At 71.0% G+C, this 15384-nt stretch carries 15 protein-coding genes; 11 read left to right on the top strand and 4 right to left on the bottom strand.

Annotation, left to right across the window (positions count from 1 at the left end):
- Positions 1–75: 75 nt before the first annotated feature.
- The 8 genes from U3649_RS02260 to U3649_RS02225 all read left to right on the top strand — a co-directional run bounded on the left by U3649_RS02260 (position 76) and on the right by U3649_RS02225 (position 4311).
- Positions 76–597, top strand: a complete 522-nt coding sequence (locus U3649_RS02260; RefSeq protein ID WP_407353278.1) for a GNAT family N-acetyltransferase — start codon at positions 76–78, stop codon at positions 595–597.
- Between the two features lie 72 nt (positions 598–669).
- On the top strand, positions 670–1065 hold the full coding sequence (locus tag U3649_RS02255) for a GFA family protein (protein ID WP_407353277.1): 396 nt from the start codon (positions 670–672) through the stop codon (positions 1063–1065).
- A 97-nt stretch (positions 1066–1162) separates the two neighbouring features.
- Positions 1163–1654, top strand: coding sequence for a pyridoxamine 5'-phosphate oxidase family protein (locus U3649_RS02250; protein ID WP_407353276.1), 492 nt, complete (start codon positions 1163–1165; stop codon positions 1652–1654).
- 54 nt (positions 1655–1708) lie between these two features.
- Entirely contained in the window at positions 1709–2155 is a 447-nt protein-coding gene (locus tag U3649_RS02245) for a pyrimidine dimer DNA glycosylase/endonuclease V (RefSeq protein WP_407353275.1), read from the top strand.
- A 26-nt stretch (positions 2156–2181) separates the two neighbouring features.
- On the top strand, positions 2182–2931 hold the full coding sequence (map, locus tag U3649_RS02240) for a type I methionyl aminopeptidase (RefSeq protein ID WP_407353274.1): 750 nt from the start codon (positions 2182–2184) through the stop codon (positions 2929–2931).
- An 86-nt stretch (positions 2932–3017) separates the two neighbouring features.
- Entirely contained in the window at positions 3018–3332 is a 315-nt protein-coding gene (locus U3649_RS02235; protein WP_407353273.1) for a hypothetical protein, read from the top strand.
- A 177-nt stretch (positions 3333–3509) separates the two neighbouring features.
- On the top strand, positions 3510–3818 hold the full coding sequence (locus tag U3649_RS02230; protein ID WP_407353272.1) for a hypothetical protein: 309 nt from the start codon (positions 3510–3512) through the stop codon (positions 3816–3818).
- Positions 3819–3906: 88 nt separating this feature from the next.
- The gene (locus tag U3649_RS02225) at positions 3907–4311 is read left to right on the top strand and encodes a hypothetical protein (RefSeq protein WP_407353271.1); all 405 of its coding nucleotides are present in this window, start codon (positions 3907–3909) and stop codon (positions 4309–4311) included.
- 70 nt (positions 4312–4381) lie between these two features.
- On the opposite strand, the gene U3649_RS02220 is transcribed toward U3649_RS02225, so the two are convergent.
- Positions 4382–6733 carry a Tex family protein gene (locus U3649_RS02220; RefSeq protein ID WP_407353270.1) on the bottom strand — a complete coding sequence of 784 codons (2352 nt, stop codon included), beginning with the start codon at positions 6731–6733 and terminating at the stop codon, positions 4382–4384.
- Between the two features lie 91 nt (positions 6734–6824).
- A complete protein-coding gene (locus U3649_RS02215; protein WP_407353269.1) occupies positions 6825–7214 on the bottom strand; it encodes a putative signal transducing protein in 390 nt (129 codons plus the stop codon).
- 71 nt (positions 7215–7285) lie between these two features.
- On the opposite strand from U3649_RS02215, the gene U3649_RS02210 reads away from it, so the two are divergent.
- Both U3649_RS02210 and gnd read left to right on the top strand, forming a co-directional pair.
- Positions 7286–8590 (top strand): hypothetical protein, encoded by a 1305-nt coding sequence (locus U3649_RS02210; RefSeq protein WP_407353268.1) that lies wholly within the window; start codon positions 7286–7288, stop codon positions 8588–8590.
- A gap of 558 nt (positions 8591–9148) precedes the next feature.
- The gene (gene gnd / locus U3649_RS02205) at positions 9149–10054 is read left to right on the top strand and encodes a phosphogluconate dehydrogenase (NAD(+)-dependent, decarboxylating) (protein ID WP_407353267.1); all 906 of its coding nucleotides are present in this window, start codon (positions 9149–9151) and stop codon (positions 10052–10054) included.
- Between the two features lie 462 nt (positions 10055–10516).
- On the opposite strand, the gene U3649_RS02200 is transcribed toward gnd, so the two are convergent.
- Together U3649_RS02200 and U3649_RS02195 are read right to left on the bottom strand one after the other, a co-directional pair.
- Positions 10517–11578: an oxidoreductase gene (locus U3649_RS02200; protein ID WP_407353266.1), complete on the bottom strand. Its 1062-nt coding sequence runs from the start codon at positions 11576–11578 to the stop codon at positions 10517–10519.
- Positions 11572–11853 (bottom strand): DUF2782 domain-containing protein, encoded by a 282-nt coding sequence (locus U3649_RS02195; protein WP_407353265.1) that lies wholly within the window; start codon positions 11851–11853, stop codon positions 11572–11574. The genes U3649_RS02200 and U3649_RS02195 overlap by 7 nt, the downstream gene beginning before the upstream one ends.
- 137 nt (positions 11854–11990) lie before the next feature.
- On the opposite strand from U3649_RS02195, the gene polA reads away from it, so the two are divergent.
- Positions 11991–14765 carry a DNA polymerase I gene (gene polA, locus U3649_RS02190; protein ID WP_407353264.1) on the top strand — a complete coding sequence of 925 codons (2775 nt, stop codon included), beginning with the start codon at positions 11991–11993 and terminating at the stop codon, positions 14763–14765.
- The last annotated feature ends 619 nt before the right edge of the window (positions 14766–15384 follow it).

Below are 15384 nucleotides of genomic sequence, written 5' to 3'. Positions count from 1 at the left end.
GTGCGCCTAACGTTCATCAGCCGAACCCGCCTCGGGGATCGGCACCATTCAGGCGCCGGGCGCCAGAGGAAAGTGTTGGACATTCGCATTGCCGACCTGGAAAGCCCCGAGGTTCTCGCGCTGCTGCGGGAACATCTCGCATCGCTGGCTCCTACCGCTCCGGCGGAGAGCCGCCACGCGCTCGACCTGGGCGGCTTCCGCAGTCCCGACGTCACCTTCTGGGGCATCTGGGACGGTTCGGTGCTGGCTGGGTTCGGCGCGCTCAAGCAGTTGACCGCGGCGCACGTGGAGGTCAAGTCCATGCGGACCGCCGCCTCTCACTTGCGGCAGGGCGTGGCGTCGCGGATGTTGCGGCATCTCGTTCGAGAGGCGGTCGCGCGCGGCTATTCGAGGCTGAGCCTGGAGACCGGCTCGATGGCGTTCTTCGAGCCCGCGCGGCGTTTGTATGCATCGTTCGGGTTCGTGCCCTGTCCGCCCTTCGACAGCTACAAGGCGGATCCCAACAGCGTGTTCATGACGATGCAGTTGACCGGGTCGGCGCCTGGCGGTTCATCCAGGCCGAAGCCGCTCCACGATTCGGCTGCACCCGACCGTTAGGCGCCAGGGAGACATCATGTCACGTCCCGATGAGCAGACGCGGCAGCGGCCTGGCTCCACCCCATTAGGCCCATGACCGACCGCCTCGCAACCTGCAGCTGTGGACAGCTCGTCGTCCGCACCCGTGGCGAGCCGCTCCGGGTCTCGATCTGTCATTGCCTGGCGTGCCAGAAGCGGACCGGCAGCGTGTTTGGCGCCCAGGCGAGATTCCCGGCCGACGCCGTGCGTATCGAGGGCGAGAGCAAGGTGTATGCCCGCATTGGCGATGAGGGCAGCACGGGCCGGTTCCACTTCTGTCCGACGTGTGGCGCCACCGTCTTCTATCGGCTGGACGCCGTTCCCGGCGTGGTGGCCGTGCCCGTCGGCGCCTTTGCGGATCCGGCGTTTCCGCAGCCGGAGGTCTCGGTGTACGAGGTGCGGCAGCATTCATGGGTGCGTCTTCCAGACGGTATCGAGCACCTTGATTGAGCCGCCCATGGGCGGTCTAATGGCGACGAGCCATCCGTTCGAGTCGAGCCCGCATCGCGAGCCGGCTCGGCCGGGCCTGATGTCGCGGAGGAGCCCCATGGAAAACCAGGACCTGGGGTCGAGGTGTGCCGAGATCCTGCGTACCTGCCTGTACGCGAACATCGCGACCTGCAATGGCAACGAGCCGTGGAACACCCCGGTGACCGCCGTTCCCGATTCCGAGCTCGACTTCTATTGGTCGTCCTGGACCGAAGCCGTTCATTCGCAGAACATCCGCGCCAATCCGAACGTCTTCTTCACCTTCTACGACTCAACACGGGCTCGCGGCACCAACAACATGCGCTGCCTGTACCTCCGCTGCGAGGCCGCCACCGTTTCCGATCGGGCTGAAGCGCACAGGGCGCACGAGCTCGTCTATCCGGACGAGGCGGTCAGTCTCGGCGACTTCTTTGCGCCTGGGCCCAAACGTTTCTATCGCGCGCGGCCGTTGCAGGCGTGGCTGAATGTGCTGTCCGAGCGGGAGCTCCAGCCCAGCACGGTCAAGATGCGCGTAGAGGTGCCGTTGGAGAGCATCCGGCTCGCAGGATGACGATTCGTTCACTGCGCTTCGGCTACGGGTCATCGAAGCGTTGGACACCACCGCATGCGGCTTTGGTCATTGCACCCCAAGTACCTGGACCCACGGGGGCTGGTCGCCTTGTGGCGTGAGGCCCTGCTGGCCAAGGCGGTTCTGTGCGGCGAAGCCCGCGGGTATCTCCATCATCCGCAACTGGAGCGATTCAAGGCGCACGCGCATCCGCGCCTGGCGATCAATTCGTATCTCGCGGCTGTCCACGACGAGGCCACCCGGCGGGGGTATGCCTTCGACCGGTCCAAGGTCGGGCCGGTCCGGACGGTCCGGGCGATCCCGGTCGGCTCCGGGCAGCTCGCGTACGAGTGGCGCCATCTGCAGCGGAAACTGGCGGGACGCAATCCGGCCGTTCTCGCTTTGTGGCGCGGCGTGGCCGTCCCGGCATGCCATCCACTGTTTCGCCGGCGCCCCGGGCCGGTGGCTTCATGGGAGCGGGCGCTGGACGGCGCCTTGGGCTAGACTCTCGGGCTTGGAGAGGAGTTCGCATGACCATCGAAACCGAGGACGATGTCGCCGCGCTCAAGCGCATCGGCAGGATCGTTTCCAATGTGCTTCAGGCGATGCTCGACGCCGCCGAACCCGGCATGACCACGCGCGAGCTGGATTCGCTCGGCGAGCGGTTGCTGGAAAAGCACGGCGCGCGATCGGCGCCCAGGCTGACCTACGGCTTCCCGGGCGCGACCTGCATCAGCATCAACGAGGAGGCCGCGCACGGCATCCCGGGCGACCGGCGGATCCGGCCTGGCGACGTGCTGAACGTCGATGTTTCCGCCGAGCTGGAAGGCTACTTCGCCGATACCGGAGGAACGAAGGTCGTGCCCCCGACCGACCCGCGGAAGACGCGCTTGTGCCACGCCACCCGCACGGCGCTCGGGCAGGCGATGAAACAGGCCCGCGCGGGCCTGCCCATCCATGGCATCGGCGCCGCGATCGAGCGGACTGCGAAGACATACGGCTTCAGGGTCATCGAGAATCTCGGTAGCCACGGGACCGGCCGTGCGCTGCACGAAGCACCCGAGCACATCCCCGGGTACTTCGATCCGGCGGACAGGCGCATCTTGAGCGATGGCATGGTGATCACCATCGAGCCGTTCCTCTCGACAAGGAGCCGCATGGTGACCGAGACGTCCGATGGGTGGACCCTGGTTGGCGCGCATGGCAACTTGTCGGCGCAGTACGAGCACACGATGATCATCACCAGGGGCGAACCGATCGTCGTCACGCAACACGGATGACCGGCGGCGAAAGCCGACTCTTCCTCCATGCGGACAGGCCTTCGGCGGTCCGCCCAAGTCGAACGCCAGGCCGCCAGGAGCCGCACATGCCGACCCGGGAAGCACTGATCGAGCATCTTTGGCGGGAGATCATCAATCCGCTGGACGATCCGTCCACGCTCGACAACATCGTCGCCAACTGCAAGCGCCAGCCCGACGGCTCCTTCGCGGGCGTGGGCGCGGCCATCGAGCGCGCCCTGGCTGCGGGCGTCTCCGCCGCGGACATCTGCCTGATCAACCGTAGCGTCGCATACGAGGCGGTCTTCGGCACGCTTTACGCGATCGGGGATCCCGGCGTCGACAACGACGACGTTCTCGGGCTGTACGAGGGCCTGGCCACGTCGCCGAGCGCCAAGTGGTGATCGGAGGCGCGGCCTGGCAGGTGTTTGGAGCGCCGTGTCAGGCAGGGACGAAGTGGACGTCGAAACGGTCATGGATCGCCCGCAACGCCTGTTCGTCCAGTTCCCCGCGCATGGTGCTCGGCAACAGCCTCCTTGTGGTAAGAAGGCGCCATCGAGGGGCTGGAAGGCTGAAGGACGATGTCGCGGATCGCGGTTCACAGGAAGAAGGCGCGTTGGCAGGATCGGGGACGCGACTACGTCGTGTTCGTCGACGGCAAGGAGGTCGCAAGGATCGCCAACGGCGCGAGCTGCGAGGTCCAGGTGGTGCCCGGTCCGCATGCCGTGCAGCTGCGGATCGACTGGTGCCGGTCGCCGGAACTACGCGTCGAGGTCGGGCAGGGCGAGACTGTGCAGCTGTCTTGCGGGCCGAACGCGCATCCGTTGTTCGCGATCTTCCACATCCTCTTCGTGCGCAACAGGTACGTATGGCTGCGTCCCGCTGCCTGAGCGCGCGCTGCCGGGATTCGCCGGTGGCGAAGCGCCCCCGGGTCAGGGCGCGGCGCAGGGACCGGGCGCACCGGATGTCGGCGAACGCATGCGCACGCCGGGAATAGCCGCCGCCATCCTGCTGGTGGGCGCGGGCGCTGCGTTTCTGCTTCTCGTCGGCGGTGCGTCCTTCCTCGAGCGGCCGCTGCCCGGCGGGTTGCCGCTCGGCAACGCCACGGCGGCGTTCGGCCTTTGCGCGCTGGCAGGCGCGCCTCTCGCGCTCAGCGCACGCGGCACGGCGCTCCGGGGCGTGGCGTTCGGCGTGTTCTTCGCCGCCGTCGCCTGGCTGCCCGTGTCCGTGGCACTCGCGGGCAACCTGGCGCTCAACTTCGGCGGCGGGCGCGGTGTCGCGTGGATGGTCTTCAGCCTTGCGGTGCTTGGCGCGGCGCTGGTCGCGCTGCTCTGGGCGTTGGCGGCGCGCGCCGTCCGGTCCCGCGGCACGGGCGCAACCTAGCGACGCCTTGCCTCGGCCGAAGCCGCTTTGCGGCTCGGCTCGATCCGCGCCATCCGAGGCGCGGCGCGGGTCAGGTGCGCTTGGCGCGGGCGAATGCGTCGGCCAGGGCGCTGTTGAGCGGCGCGGCCGTGGCCTTGCCGCCGCGCGGGTCGCGGCCCTGGCCGGCCCGTGAGCCGCGGGTGCGCGCATCGCGCTCACCGTTGCGCTGCAGGCGCGGGGCCGCTTCGCCGACCGGGTCGTCCAGGCGGCGGGTCAAGGCGATGCGCTTGCGGGCGACGTCGACCTCCAGCACCTTCACCTTGACGATGTCGCCGGCCTTGACCACCTCGCGCGGATCCTTGACGAATCGGTCGGACAGCGCCGAGATGTGGACCAGGCCGTCCTGGTGCACGCCGATGTCGACGAAGGCGCCGAACGCGGCGACGTTGCTGACCACGCCCTCGAGGATCATGCCCGGCTCGAGGTCCTTGATGTCCTCCACGCCCTCGGCGAAGGTCGCCGCCTTGAACTCGGGGCGCGGATCGCGGCCGGGCTTTTCCAGTTCCTTGAGGATGTCGCGCACGGTCGGCAGGCCGAAGCGCTCGTCGGTGAACTGCTCGGGCCGCAGCGTGCGAACGAACGAGGCGTCGCCGACGATCTGCTTCACCTCGCGGCCGCAGGCCTCCACGATGCGCTCGATCACCGGGTAGGCCTCCGGGTGCACGGCGGACGCGTCGAGCGGTTCGTCGCCGTCGGCGATGCGCAGGAAGCCGGCGCACTGCTCGAAGGTCTTCTCGCCCAGGCGCGGCACCTGCAGCAGGTCGCGGCGGCGCCTGAAGGGGCCGTTGGCGTCGCGGTGCACGACGATGTTCTCGGCCACCGACGGCGACAGGCCGGCCACGCGCGCCAGCAGCGGCGCCGAGGCGGTGTTGACGTGCACGCCGACCGCGTTCACGCAGTCCTCCACCTTGGCCTCGAGCGCGCGTGCCATGCGGAACTGGTCGACGTCGTGCTGGTACTGGCCGACGCCGATCGATTTCGGTTCGATCTTCACCAGCTCCGCCAGCGGGTCCTGCAGCCGGCGCGCGATCGACACCGCGCCGCGCAGCGAGACGTCCAGGCCCGGGAACTCGCGCGCGGCCAGTTCCGAGGCCGAGTACACCGAGGCGCCGGCTTCGCTGACGACGAGCTTCTGCAGCTTCAGTTCCGGGTGGCGGCGGATCAGCTCGCCGGCCAGCCTGTCGGTCTCGCGGCTGGCGGTGCCGTTGCCGATGGCGACGAGTTCGACGCCGTGCGCGCGGCACAGCGCGGCGAGCGCGTGCAGCGAGGCTTCCCATTGCCGCTTCGGTTCGTGCGGGTAGAGGGTGTCGGTGGCGACGAGCTTGCCGGTGGCGTCGACCACGGCCACCTTCACCCCGGTGCGCAGGCCCGGGTCGAGCCCCAGCACCGCGCGCGGGCCGGCCGGCGCCGCCAGCAGCAGGTCCTCGAGATTGTTGCCGAACACCGCGATCGCTTCGGCCTCGGCCTTCTCGCGCGCCTGGTTGAACAGGTCGATCAGAAGATGCAGGTGCAGCTTGGCCCGCCACGCCAAGCGGCAGGCGTTGCGCAGCCAGGCGTCGGCAGGACGGCCGCGCTCGGCGATGCCGGCACGAAGCGCGATGCGCCCTTCCGCGTAGGCGTGGCCGGCGTCGGGATCGGTGCCCGGCTCCAGTTCGAGCTGCAGGACCTCCTCGCGCCGCGCGCGGAACAGCGCCAGCAGGCGGTGCGACGGGATCCTCGCCAGCGGCTCGGCATGGTCGAAGTAGTCGCGGAACTTCGCGCCGGCCGCCTCCTTGCCTTCGACCACCCTGGCGCGGATCACGCCGTTGTCCTGCAGCCAGGCGCGCAGTTCGCCGAGCAGCGCGGCGTCCTCGCCCCAGCGTTCCATCAGGATCGCGCGCGCGCCCTCCAGCGCCGCCTTGGCGTCGGCCACGCCCTTGTCGGCATCGACGAAGCCGGCGGCGTGGTCCTCCGGCACCCGGCTCGGGTCGTCGAGCAGGCCATCGGCCAACGGTTCCAGTCCGGCCTCGCGCGCGATCTGCGCGCGGGTGCGGCGTTTGGGCTTGTACGGCAGGTACAGGTCTTCCAGGCGCGCCTTGCTGTCGGCGGCCTCGATCTCGTTGCGCAACGCGTCGGTCAGCTTGCCCTGTTCGCCGATGCTGGCCAGGATCGTCGCGCGGCGGTCTTCCAGTTCGCGCAGGTAGGCCAGCCGCGTCTCCAGGTTGCGCAGCTGGGTGTCGTCCAGTCCGCCGGTGGCCTCCTTGCGGTAGCGGGCGACGAACGGCACCGTGGCGCCGCCGTCGAGCAGGGCGATGGCGGCCTCGGCCTGTTCGGGGCGGGCGCCGATCTCGACAGCGATGGCGTGGGCGATCTTGCGCGCGAGCGCGGGCGTGGAATCGTGCATCGTGTCCGTCGTCGTGCGGCCGTTCGCCGCGAAGCGGTGGATTGTGGCAACGCAAACGGATCGGCGGTAGCCGTTGACAGGCGCGGTGCGTTCAGAACGGCCGGGCCACCGCCTCGTCGCCACTGCGCCGCCGCCACGGCAGCGGAATGCCGAGCAGCATCAGCGCCGCCCAGGCCAGGCGGCTCGATCGCGATTCCCGGTACGGCGCGTGCAGCGCCGCGCCGGGCGTCGGCTGGTCGGGGTCGGGGTCGTCCTGTAGCGCATAGGCACCCGCATCGAGCGCCTGCAGGATGCGCCGCGCGTGCATCGCCTGCTCCTCCGGCACCCGCAGCTTGACCCCGCCGATCGCCAGCCGCCATTCCCAGTTCGCCAGCGCGCTGTGCTCGTCGCCCAGGTGCGCGTCGATGCCCTCGGCCGCGAGCAGGCCGCGCGCGATCTGCGCCTCGATGGGGTCGGTGTAGCTGGCGACGATGACGAGCATGGGAAACGGCCGTTGGATGGGGCCCGGTGCGTGCGCGGGCATGGATCGCCAACGCAGGTTACGCTTGCGGCATGAACACTGTCACGCTCTCCCGACTCCGCCGTTTCGCGTCGTGGGCCGCCCTGGCGCTGCTGTTGGCCGCTTGCGGCGGCGACCGCGCGGCGGCCCCTGGAATCGCCGACGCCGGCGGCGACCCGGCGCGCCCGAGCCGCATCCTCGACTGGCCGCTGCCCGCGATCACGCCGGGGACCTCGGCGCCGGACCTGGCGCTGGCGCCGGACGGGCGCGTGCTGCTGTCGTGGCTCGACTCGCGGGCCGGGCGCCGGCACCTGTTCCGCTTCAGCGCCTGGGATCCGGTGCAGCAGCGCTGGCAGACACGTCCGGTGACGATCGCCATCGGCAGCCGCATGTTCGTCAACTGGGCCGATACCCCGCACGTCCTCGCCACCGCCGACGGCGCGCTGTGGGCGCATTGGCTGCAGAAGACCGCCAACGCGCCCTATGCCTACGACGTGGTGCTGACCCGCTCGCAGGACGGCGGCGCCAACTGGGCGCCGCCGATCACCCCGCACGACGACGGCACTCCGACCGAGCACGGCTTCGTGTCGCTGTGGCCGCAGGGCCGCGACCTGCTCGGCATCGCCTGGCTCGACGGCCGCAACACCGGCGGCGACGAGCACGCCGGGCACGGCGCGCACGGCGGCTCGATGATGCTGCGCTCGGCGCTGTTCGATCGCGGCCTGCAGCCGGTGCAGGAGGCCACCGTCGACACCCGCACCTGCGAATGCTGCAAGACCGACGTGGCGATGACCGACCGCGGCGCGCTGCTGGTCTACCGCGGCCGCACCGGCGAGGAGGTCCGCGACATCCTCGCCACCCGCTTGGAGGGCAATGCATGGACCGCGCCCAGGCGGGTGCATGCCGACGACTGGATCATGCCGGCCTGCCCGGTCAACGGCCCCGACGTCGCCGCGCGCGGCAGCGAGGCGGTGGTGGCCTGGTACACCGCGGCCGGCGGCGAGCCGCAGGTGAAGCTGGCGCACAGCCGCGATGCCGGCGACAGCTTCGGCGAACCGCTGGTGCTCGACCGCGGCGATGCGGTGCACGGCCGCGTCGCGATCGCGCTCGATGCGCAGCAGGTCCGTGTGTTGTGGCTGCGCGAGGACGGCGACGGCCAGTCGCTCTGGTTCGCCCGCTATGCGCCCGACCTGTCGCGCGAGTTCGAACGCATCGAGCTGGCGAAGCTGCAGGGGCGCGGCCGTGCCACCGGGTTCCCGAAACTGGTGGTGCACGACGGCGTGGCCCACGCTGTCTGGACCGACCTGGTCGACGGCCACCCGCAGCTGCGCGGCGTCCGCATCGCCGCCGGCGACTGACGGCCCGCCCTCCGCGTAGAGCGGAGCTTGCTCCGCTGCCTTCGGCTCCGGGGCCCGCGCAGCCGAGCAAGCTCGGCTCTACGCGTCGGATCCAGACCCTCGCCCGGCCTCTTTCCCGTAGAGCGAAGCTTGCTCCGCTGCTCCCGGCTCCGGAGCCCGCGCAGCCGAGCAAGCTCGGCTCTACGTGTCGGATCCAGACCCCCACCCAGTCCCTCTCCCGTAGAGCGGAGCTTGCTCCGCTGCCTTCGGCTCCGGAGCCCGCGCAGCCGAGCAAGCTCGGCTCTACGTGTCGGATCCAGACCCCCGGCCCAGTCCCTCTCCCGTAGAGCGGAGCTTGCTCCGCTGCCTTCGGCTCCGGAGCCCGCGCAGCCGAGCAAGCTCGGCTCTACGCGTCGGATCCAGACCTCCGCCCGGCCCCTCTCCCGTAGAGCGGAGCTTGCTCCCGGCTCCGGAGCCCACGCTGGCGAGCAAGCTCGGCCACATGCGGGAAGGCGCCCGGCGCAGACGCGGCGCGCGCGCTGTGCGAGGCTTGTGCTCCGTCTTCGCCGGAGCAAACGCATGGACCTGGGCATGATCGGACTCGGCCGCATGGGCGCGAACATGGCCGAACGGCTGCTGCGCGGCGGCCACCGCGTGGCCGGTTTCGACCCGGGCGAGGCGGCGCGCATCGCGGCGGCCGCGCGCGGGGTCGAGGTGGCCGGGTCGCTTCCGGACCTGGTCGCGCTGCTGCCGGCGCCGCGCGCGCTGTGGCTGATGGTGCCGGCCGGCCTGATCGTCGACGACACGATCGCGGCGCTGCGTCCGCTGCTGGCGCCCGGCGACGTGGTGATCGACGGCGGCAACAGCTTCTATCGCGACAGCCAGCGCCGCGCGGCGCTGGCGGCCGAGCACGGCCTCGGCTGGCTCGACGTCGGCACCAGCGGCGGCATCTGGGGACTGGAGGAAGGCTACAGCCTGACCATCGGCGGCGATGCCGCGCTGGCGCAACGGCTGGCGCCGCTGTTCCGGACGCTGGCCCCGGCCCCCGAGCGCGGCTGGGGGCATGTGGGCCCCGCCGGGGCCGGCCATTTCGCCAAGATGGTGCACAACGGCATCGAGTACGGCCTGATGCAGGCCTACGCCGAAGGCTTCGCGATCCTGCAGCGCAAGCAGGACCTCGGTTTCGACCTCGCCCAGGTGGCCGACATCTGGCGCGAGGGCAGCGTGGTGCGCTCGTGGCTGCTCGACCTGGCCGCCGATGCGCTGCGCGGCAATCCGGCGCTCGACGGCATCGCGCCGTTCGTGGCCGATTCGGGCGAGGGCCGCTGGACCGTGGCCGAGGCCATCGACCTGGACGTCGCCGCGCCGGTGATCACCCAGGCCTTGCTCGAGCGCCTGCGCTCGCGCGACGACGACGCCTTCGCCGACAAGCTGCTGGCGGCGCTGCGCGACGCCTTCGGCGGGCACGGCGTCAAGCGCGACTGAGCGTTCGCCGTGCGCCCGCTCTCCGGCAGGGCCTGGCCCGAACGCCTGTGGGAGCGGCGGAAGTCGCGACACCACGCGGGCGACCCGTCGCGACTTCCGTCGCTCCCACAGGGGAGCAGTCCGCGCCTTCTTCTCTACGCGCGCTGCCGGTCGGACGGCGCAGCGCTGGCTGATGGGCACGGTGCTGGCCGCGTTCGCGGTGCGGATGGCGAGCGAGGCGCGGCGCTGAAGGTTCGGGCCTGTTGACTGGGCCCGTCTGGCCCGGACCGACATCCGATCCCCGGATCCCGGCTGCCGAGGAGCGAACCGGGCCTTCTTTGTGGGAGCGACGGAAGTCGCGACTTCGCGGGCGGCCAGTCGCGACTTCCGTCGCTCCCACAAGAGGGAGTCGTGCCTCGCGGTGATCGTGCCGCGACTTGCCGCGACCGCCGCCGCCCGGCATCGTCGAGGGAGTGGCAGGCCTCAGCCGACCGCGACCGCCGCGCCGCGTTCGGCGCTGTCGCGCGCCGCTTCCAGGATCCGCATGACCTCGAGCGCCTGCGGCGCCGTGACCGGCGGCGGCGTGCCCTCCGCGATCGCGTCGCGGATGCCGGCGTAGTAGTCGCGGTAATCGCCGGGCACGCTCGCGGTCGTCTCCCGGCGCAGGGTCCCGCCGTCGGCGCGCACCAGTTCGCCCGGCAGCGGGTCGTGGTCCCAGCCCGCCGCTCCCGGCGCGATGCCGGCGCGCAGCCGGTCCTCCTGCGGGTCCAGCCCGTGCTTGATCCAGCTGCCGCCGGTGCCGTGAGCGGCGAAGCGCAGGCCGTTGGCGGCGGCCAGCGTCGAGGCGTGCAGCACCACCCGCCGCCGCGGCCAGCGCAGGGTCACCTGGAACCAGTCGTCGACCTGGGCTTCGTCGCGCATCAGGGCCAGGTCGGCCTGCACCGCGTCGGGCATGCCGAACAGCTGCAGGGCCTGGTCGACCAGGTGCGGGCCGAGGTCGAACCAGAGCCCGGCGCCCGGCCCCGGGCGTTCGCGCCAGCGGTCCGGCACCTGCGGGCGGAAGCGGTCGAAATGCGAGTGCAGCTCGACGACCTCGCCCAGCGCGCCGTCATCGATCAGCTTGCGCAGGGTGAGGAATTCGGTATCCCAGCGCCGGTTCTGGAACACGCTGACCAGGCGCCCGGCGGCGTCGGCCGCGGCGACGACGGCCTCCGCCTCGGCGACGGTGACCGTGAACGGCTTGTCGACCACCACGTGCCGTCCGGCCCCGAGCGCCGCCAGCGCCAGCGGCGCATGGCTGTGGTTGGGGCTGGCCAGCACCACGAGGTCGACGGCGTCGTCGGCGAACGCGGCCTCGGGATCGGCCTGCACGTGCACGCCGGGGAAGTCCGCCTGCACCTTGGCGGCGTCGCCCGAGACCACCGTATGCAGCCGCAACCCCGGCGTGTGCGCGATCAAGGGCGCGTGGAACACCCTGCCGACGAATCCGTAGCCGACCAGCGCGACGTTCAGCGGCGGCGTCGCCGGCACGACGGCCGCTACCACTCGAACAGCTTGAAGTAGGTCTGCGGCGGATCGTCGATGTCGCTGTCGAGGCTGCCGTCGCCGTCGCGGTCGTAGAGGTAGTACGTCGCCCCGCGCGCCGACCGCACCTGCACCACGCGCAGCTGGCCGCCGACCCGGTACTCGGTGATGACGTCGCCGTTGGGTTCGGTGCGGGTGGCCTCGACCGCATTGGCGGGGATCTCCGGCCCCGGCGGCGCTTCGGTGGTGGCGCAGGCGGCGAGCAGCAGCAGCGGGACCAGCAGCAGGGACTTCATCGCGGACTCCATGGCGGTTCGGGGGCTTCGGGCGGTTCGGACATGCGAACTCGATTATGCGCCGGGCCGCGGCGAACGCGCCGTGACCGCGATTGGGCGAAGCGGCGTCGGCGCCGGCGCGGCGGTAGAATCGAGCGATGCCACGCCTAGTCCTGATCGACGGGTCTTCGTACCTGTACCGCGCCTTCCACGCGCTGCCGCCGCTGACCAACGCCCAGGGCGAGCCCACCGGCGCGCTGTTCGGCGTGGTCAACATGCTGCGCGCCACCCTCAACGAGAAGCCCGACTACGTCGCCTTCGTGGTCGACGCGCCCGGCAAGACCTTCCGCGACGACATCTATCCCGAATACAAGGCCAATCGCCCGCCGATGCCGGACGAGCTGCGCGCCCAGGTGCAGCCGATGTGCGACATCGTCGAGGCGCTGGGCATCAGCATCCTGAGCGAGCCCGGGGTCGAGGCCGACGACGTGATCGGCACCCTGGCGCTGGCGGCGGCGCAGGATGGCATCGAGGTCACCGTGTCCACCAGCGACAAGGACTTCGCCCAGCTGGTGCAGCCGCGGATCGCGCTGGTCAACACCATGAGCGGCAGCCGCCTGGACAGCGAAGAGGCGGTGATCGGCAAGTTCGGCGTACGTCCGGGACAGATCATCGACCTGCTGGCGCTGATGGGCGACACCGTCGACAACGTGCGCGGCGTCGACAAGTGCGGCCCCAAGACCGCGGCCAAGTGGCTGGGCGAGTACGAATCGCTGGACGGGGTGATCGCCAACGCCGACGCGATCAAGGGCAAGATCGGCGACAACCTGCGCACCGCGCTGCCGCGGCTGCCGCTCAATCGCGAGCTGGTGACGATCCGGACCGATGTCGCCATGCCGCGCGGCCCGCGGCAGCTGCAGCTGCGCGAGCGCGACGTCGACACGCTGCGCGCCATGTACACCCGCTACGGCTTCACCCAGGCGCTGCGCGACCTCGACGGCGCCGCTGCCGCGCCGCCGGTCGCCGGCGAGGCGCGGCGGATCGGCGTGCGCGGCACCGAGGCCGGCTATGCGCGGCCGGCGGCGAGTGCGGACGGGACCGCCGATCCGGCGCTGGCGGTCGCCGGCGAGTACGAGGCGATCCTCGAGCGCGCGCAGCTCGACGCCTGGATCGCGCGCCTGCGCGACGCCGGCGAGTTCGCCTTCGACACCGAGACCGACGCGCTGGACCCGATGCGCGCCAACCTGGTCGGCATCAGCTTCAGCGTCGAGCCCGGCCGCGCCGCGTACCTGCCGCTGGCGCACGACTACGGCGGCGCGCCGCCGCAGCTCGACCGCGGCGAGGTGCTGGCGGCGCTGCGGCCGCTGTTCGAGGACGCGGGCAAGAAGAAGCTCGGCCACCACGGCAAGTACGACCTGCACGTGCTGCGCCGGCACGGCGTCGAGGTGCGGGGCTACGCCGACGACAGCATGCTCGAGAGCTTCGTGTTCAACGCCACCGCCAGCCGCCACGACATGGACTCGCTGGCGCTGCGCTACCTCGGCTACACCACGGTCAAGTACGCCGACGTCGCCGGCAAGGGCGCCAAGGCGATCGCGTTCTCGCAGGTCGCGATCGACGACGCCACCCGCTACGCCGCCGAGGACGCCGACGTCACCCTGCGCCTGCACCGGCTGCTGGCGCCGAAGCTGGCCGAGGTGCCGTCGCTCGAGCGCGTCTACCGCGAGATCGAGATCCCGCTGGTGCCGGTGCTCGCGCGGATCGAGGCCAATGGCGTGCGCATCGACGGCGACGAGCTGCGCCGGCAGACCGCCGACCTGTCGCGGCGCATGCTCGCCGCGCAGCAGAAGGCGACGGAGCTGGCCGGCCGCACCTTCAACCTCGATTCGCCCAAGCAGCTGCAGGCGCTGCTGTTCGACGAGCTGAAGCTGCCGGCGGTGCTGAAGACGCCCAAGGGCCAGCCCAGCACCAACGAGGAAGCGCTGGAGGCGATCGCCGACCAGCACGAGCTGCCGCGGGTGATCCTGGAGTATCGCGCGCTGGCCAAGCTGCGCAGCACCTATACCGAGAAACTGGCCGATATCGTCAACCCGGAGACCGGCCGGGTGCACACCAGCTTCCACCAGGCCGGCGCCGCCACCGGGCGCCTGGCCTCCAGCGACCCCAACCTGCAGAACATCCCGATCCGCACCGAGGACGGGCGCCGCATCCGCCGGGCCTTCGTCGCCGATCCCGGCAACCGCATCGTCGCCTGCGACTATTCGCAGATCGAACTGCGGATCATGGCCCACCTGTCGCAGGACGACGGGCTGCTCAAGGCGTTCGCCTCCGGCGCCGACATCCACCGCGCCACCGCGGCCGAGGTGTTCGGGCGGACGATGGACCAGGTGACGCCCAACGAGCGCCGTGCCGCCAAGGCGATCAACTTCGGCCTGATGTACGGCATGAGCGCGTTCGGCCTGGCGCGCAACCTGGGCATCGGCCGCGGCGAGGCGCAGGACTACATCGCGCTGTACTTCTCGCGCTACCCGGGCGTGCGCGACTTCATGGAGCGTACCCGGCAGCAGGCGCGCGACCAGGGCTACGTGGAGACGGTGTTCGGCCGGCGGCTGTACCTGGAGAACATCGCCGCCCGCAACCAGGGCCTGCGCGCCGGCGCCGAGCGCGCCGCGATCAACGCGCCGATGCAGGGCACCGCCGCCGACATCATCAAGCGCGCGATGATCGCCATCGACGCCTGGCTGGCGACGCAGCCCGCGGGCGCGGCGCGGATGATCCTGCAGGTGCACGACGAGCTGGTGTTCGAGGCGCGGACGGACTTCATCGACACCCTGCTGGCGGAGGTGGTGCCGCGGATGACCGCGGCCGCCGAGCTGCGGGTGCCGCTGGCGGTCGACAGCGGCGTCGGAGAGAACTGGGACCAGGCGCATTGACCTGGCTGCCGGAACGAGAAGGCCGGACGATTCCGTAGAGCCGAGCTCGCTCGACTGCGCGGGCGCCGGAGCCGAAGAGCAGCGGAGCGAGCTCCGCTCTACGGGGGGCCGTGCAGAGCGGGTTCGGGGTGCGATGCCGTAGAGCCGAGCTTGCTCGGCTGCGCGGGCTCCGGAGCCGGGAGCAGCGGAGCAAGCTCCGCTCTACGGGGTGCCGGGCGGAGCGGGTTCGGGGTGCGACGCCGTGGAGCCGAGCTTGCTCGGCTGCGTGGACGCCGGAGCCGGGAGCAGCGGAGCAAGCTCCGCTCTACGTGGGGCGCCGCGCGGACCGTTCTTCAGGTAAACGGGGGCTGAATTCTTCCGGGAAATGATCGGAATCTTCACGAACCATCCATGTACGAAATGGTCATATAGCTCGCGACAGATGCAACGTCTGTCGCCGATCTCTCCCTTCCCCTGGAGTGATCCCGGAACGTAAGGCTTCTCCCCGAGCCCCGTTCCACCGAGCCCCGCCGGCCCCCCCTGCCTGCGGGGCTTTTTATTGGGGCCGGGATTGGGGATTAGGGATTCGGGATTCGTAAAGGCCAAAGCCGTGATTTCGGCCATTCAGGCCAGGCGCTTT

Source organism: Luteimonas sp. R10 (genome assembly GCF_045689605.1).
Taxonomy (GTDB): domain Bacteria; phylum Pseudomonadota; class Gammaproteobacteria; order Xanthomonadales; family Xanthomonadaceae; genus Luteimonas.
Note: the sequence above shows the minus strand (reverse complement) of the source record. Positions and strands in the feature narration are given on the sequence as shown.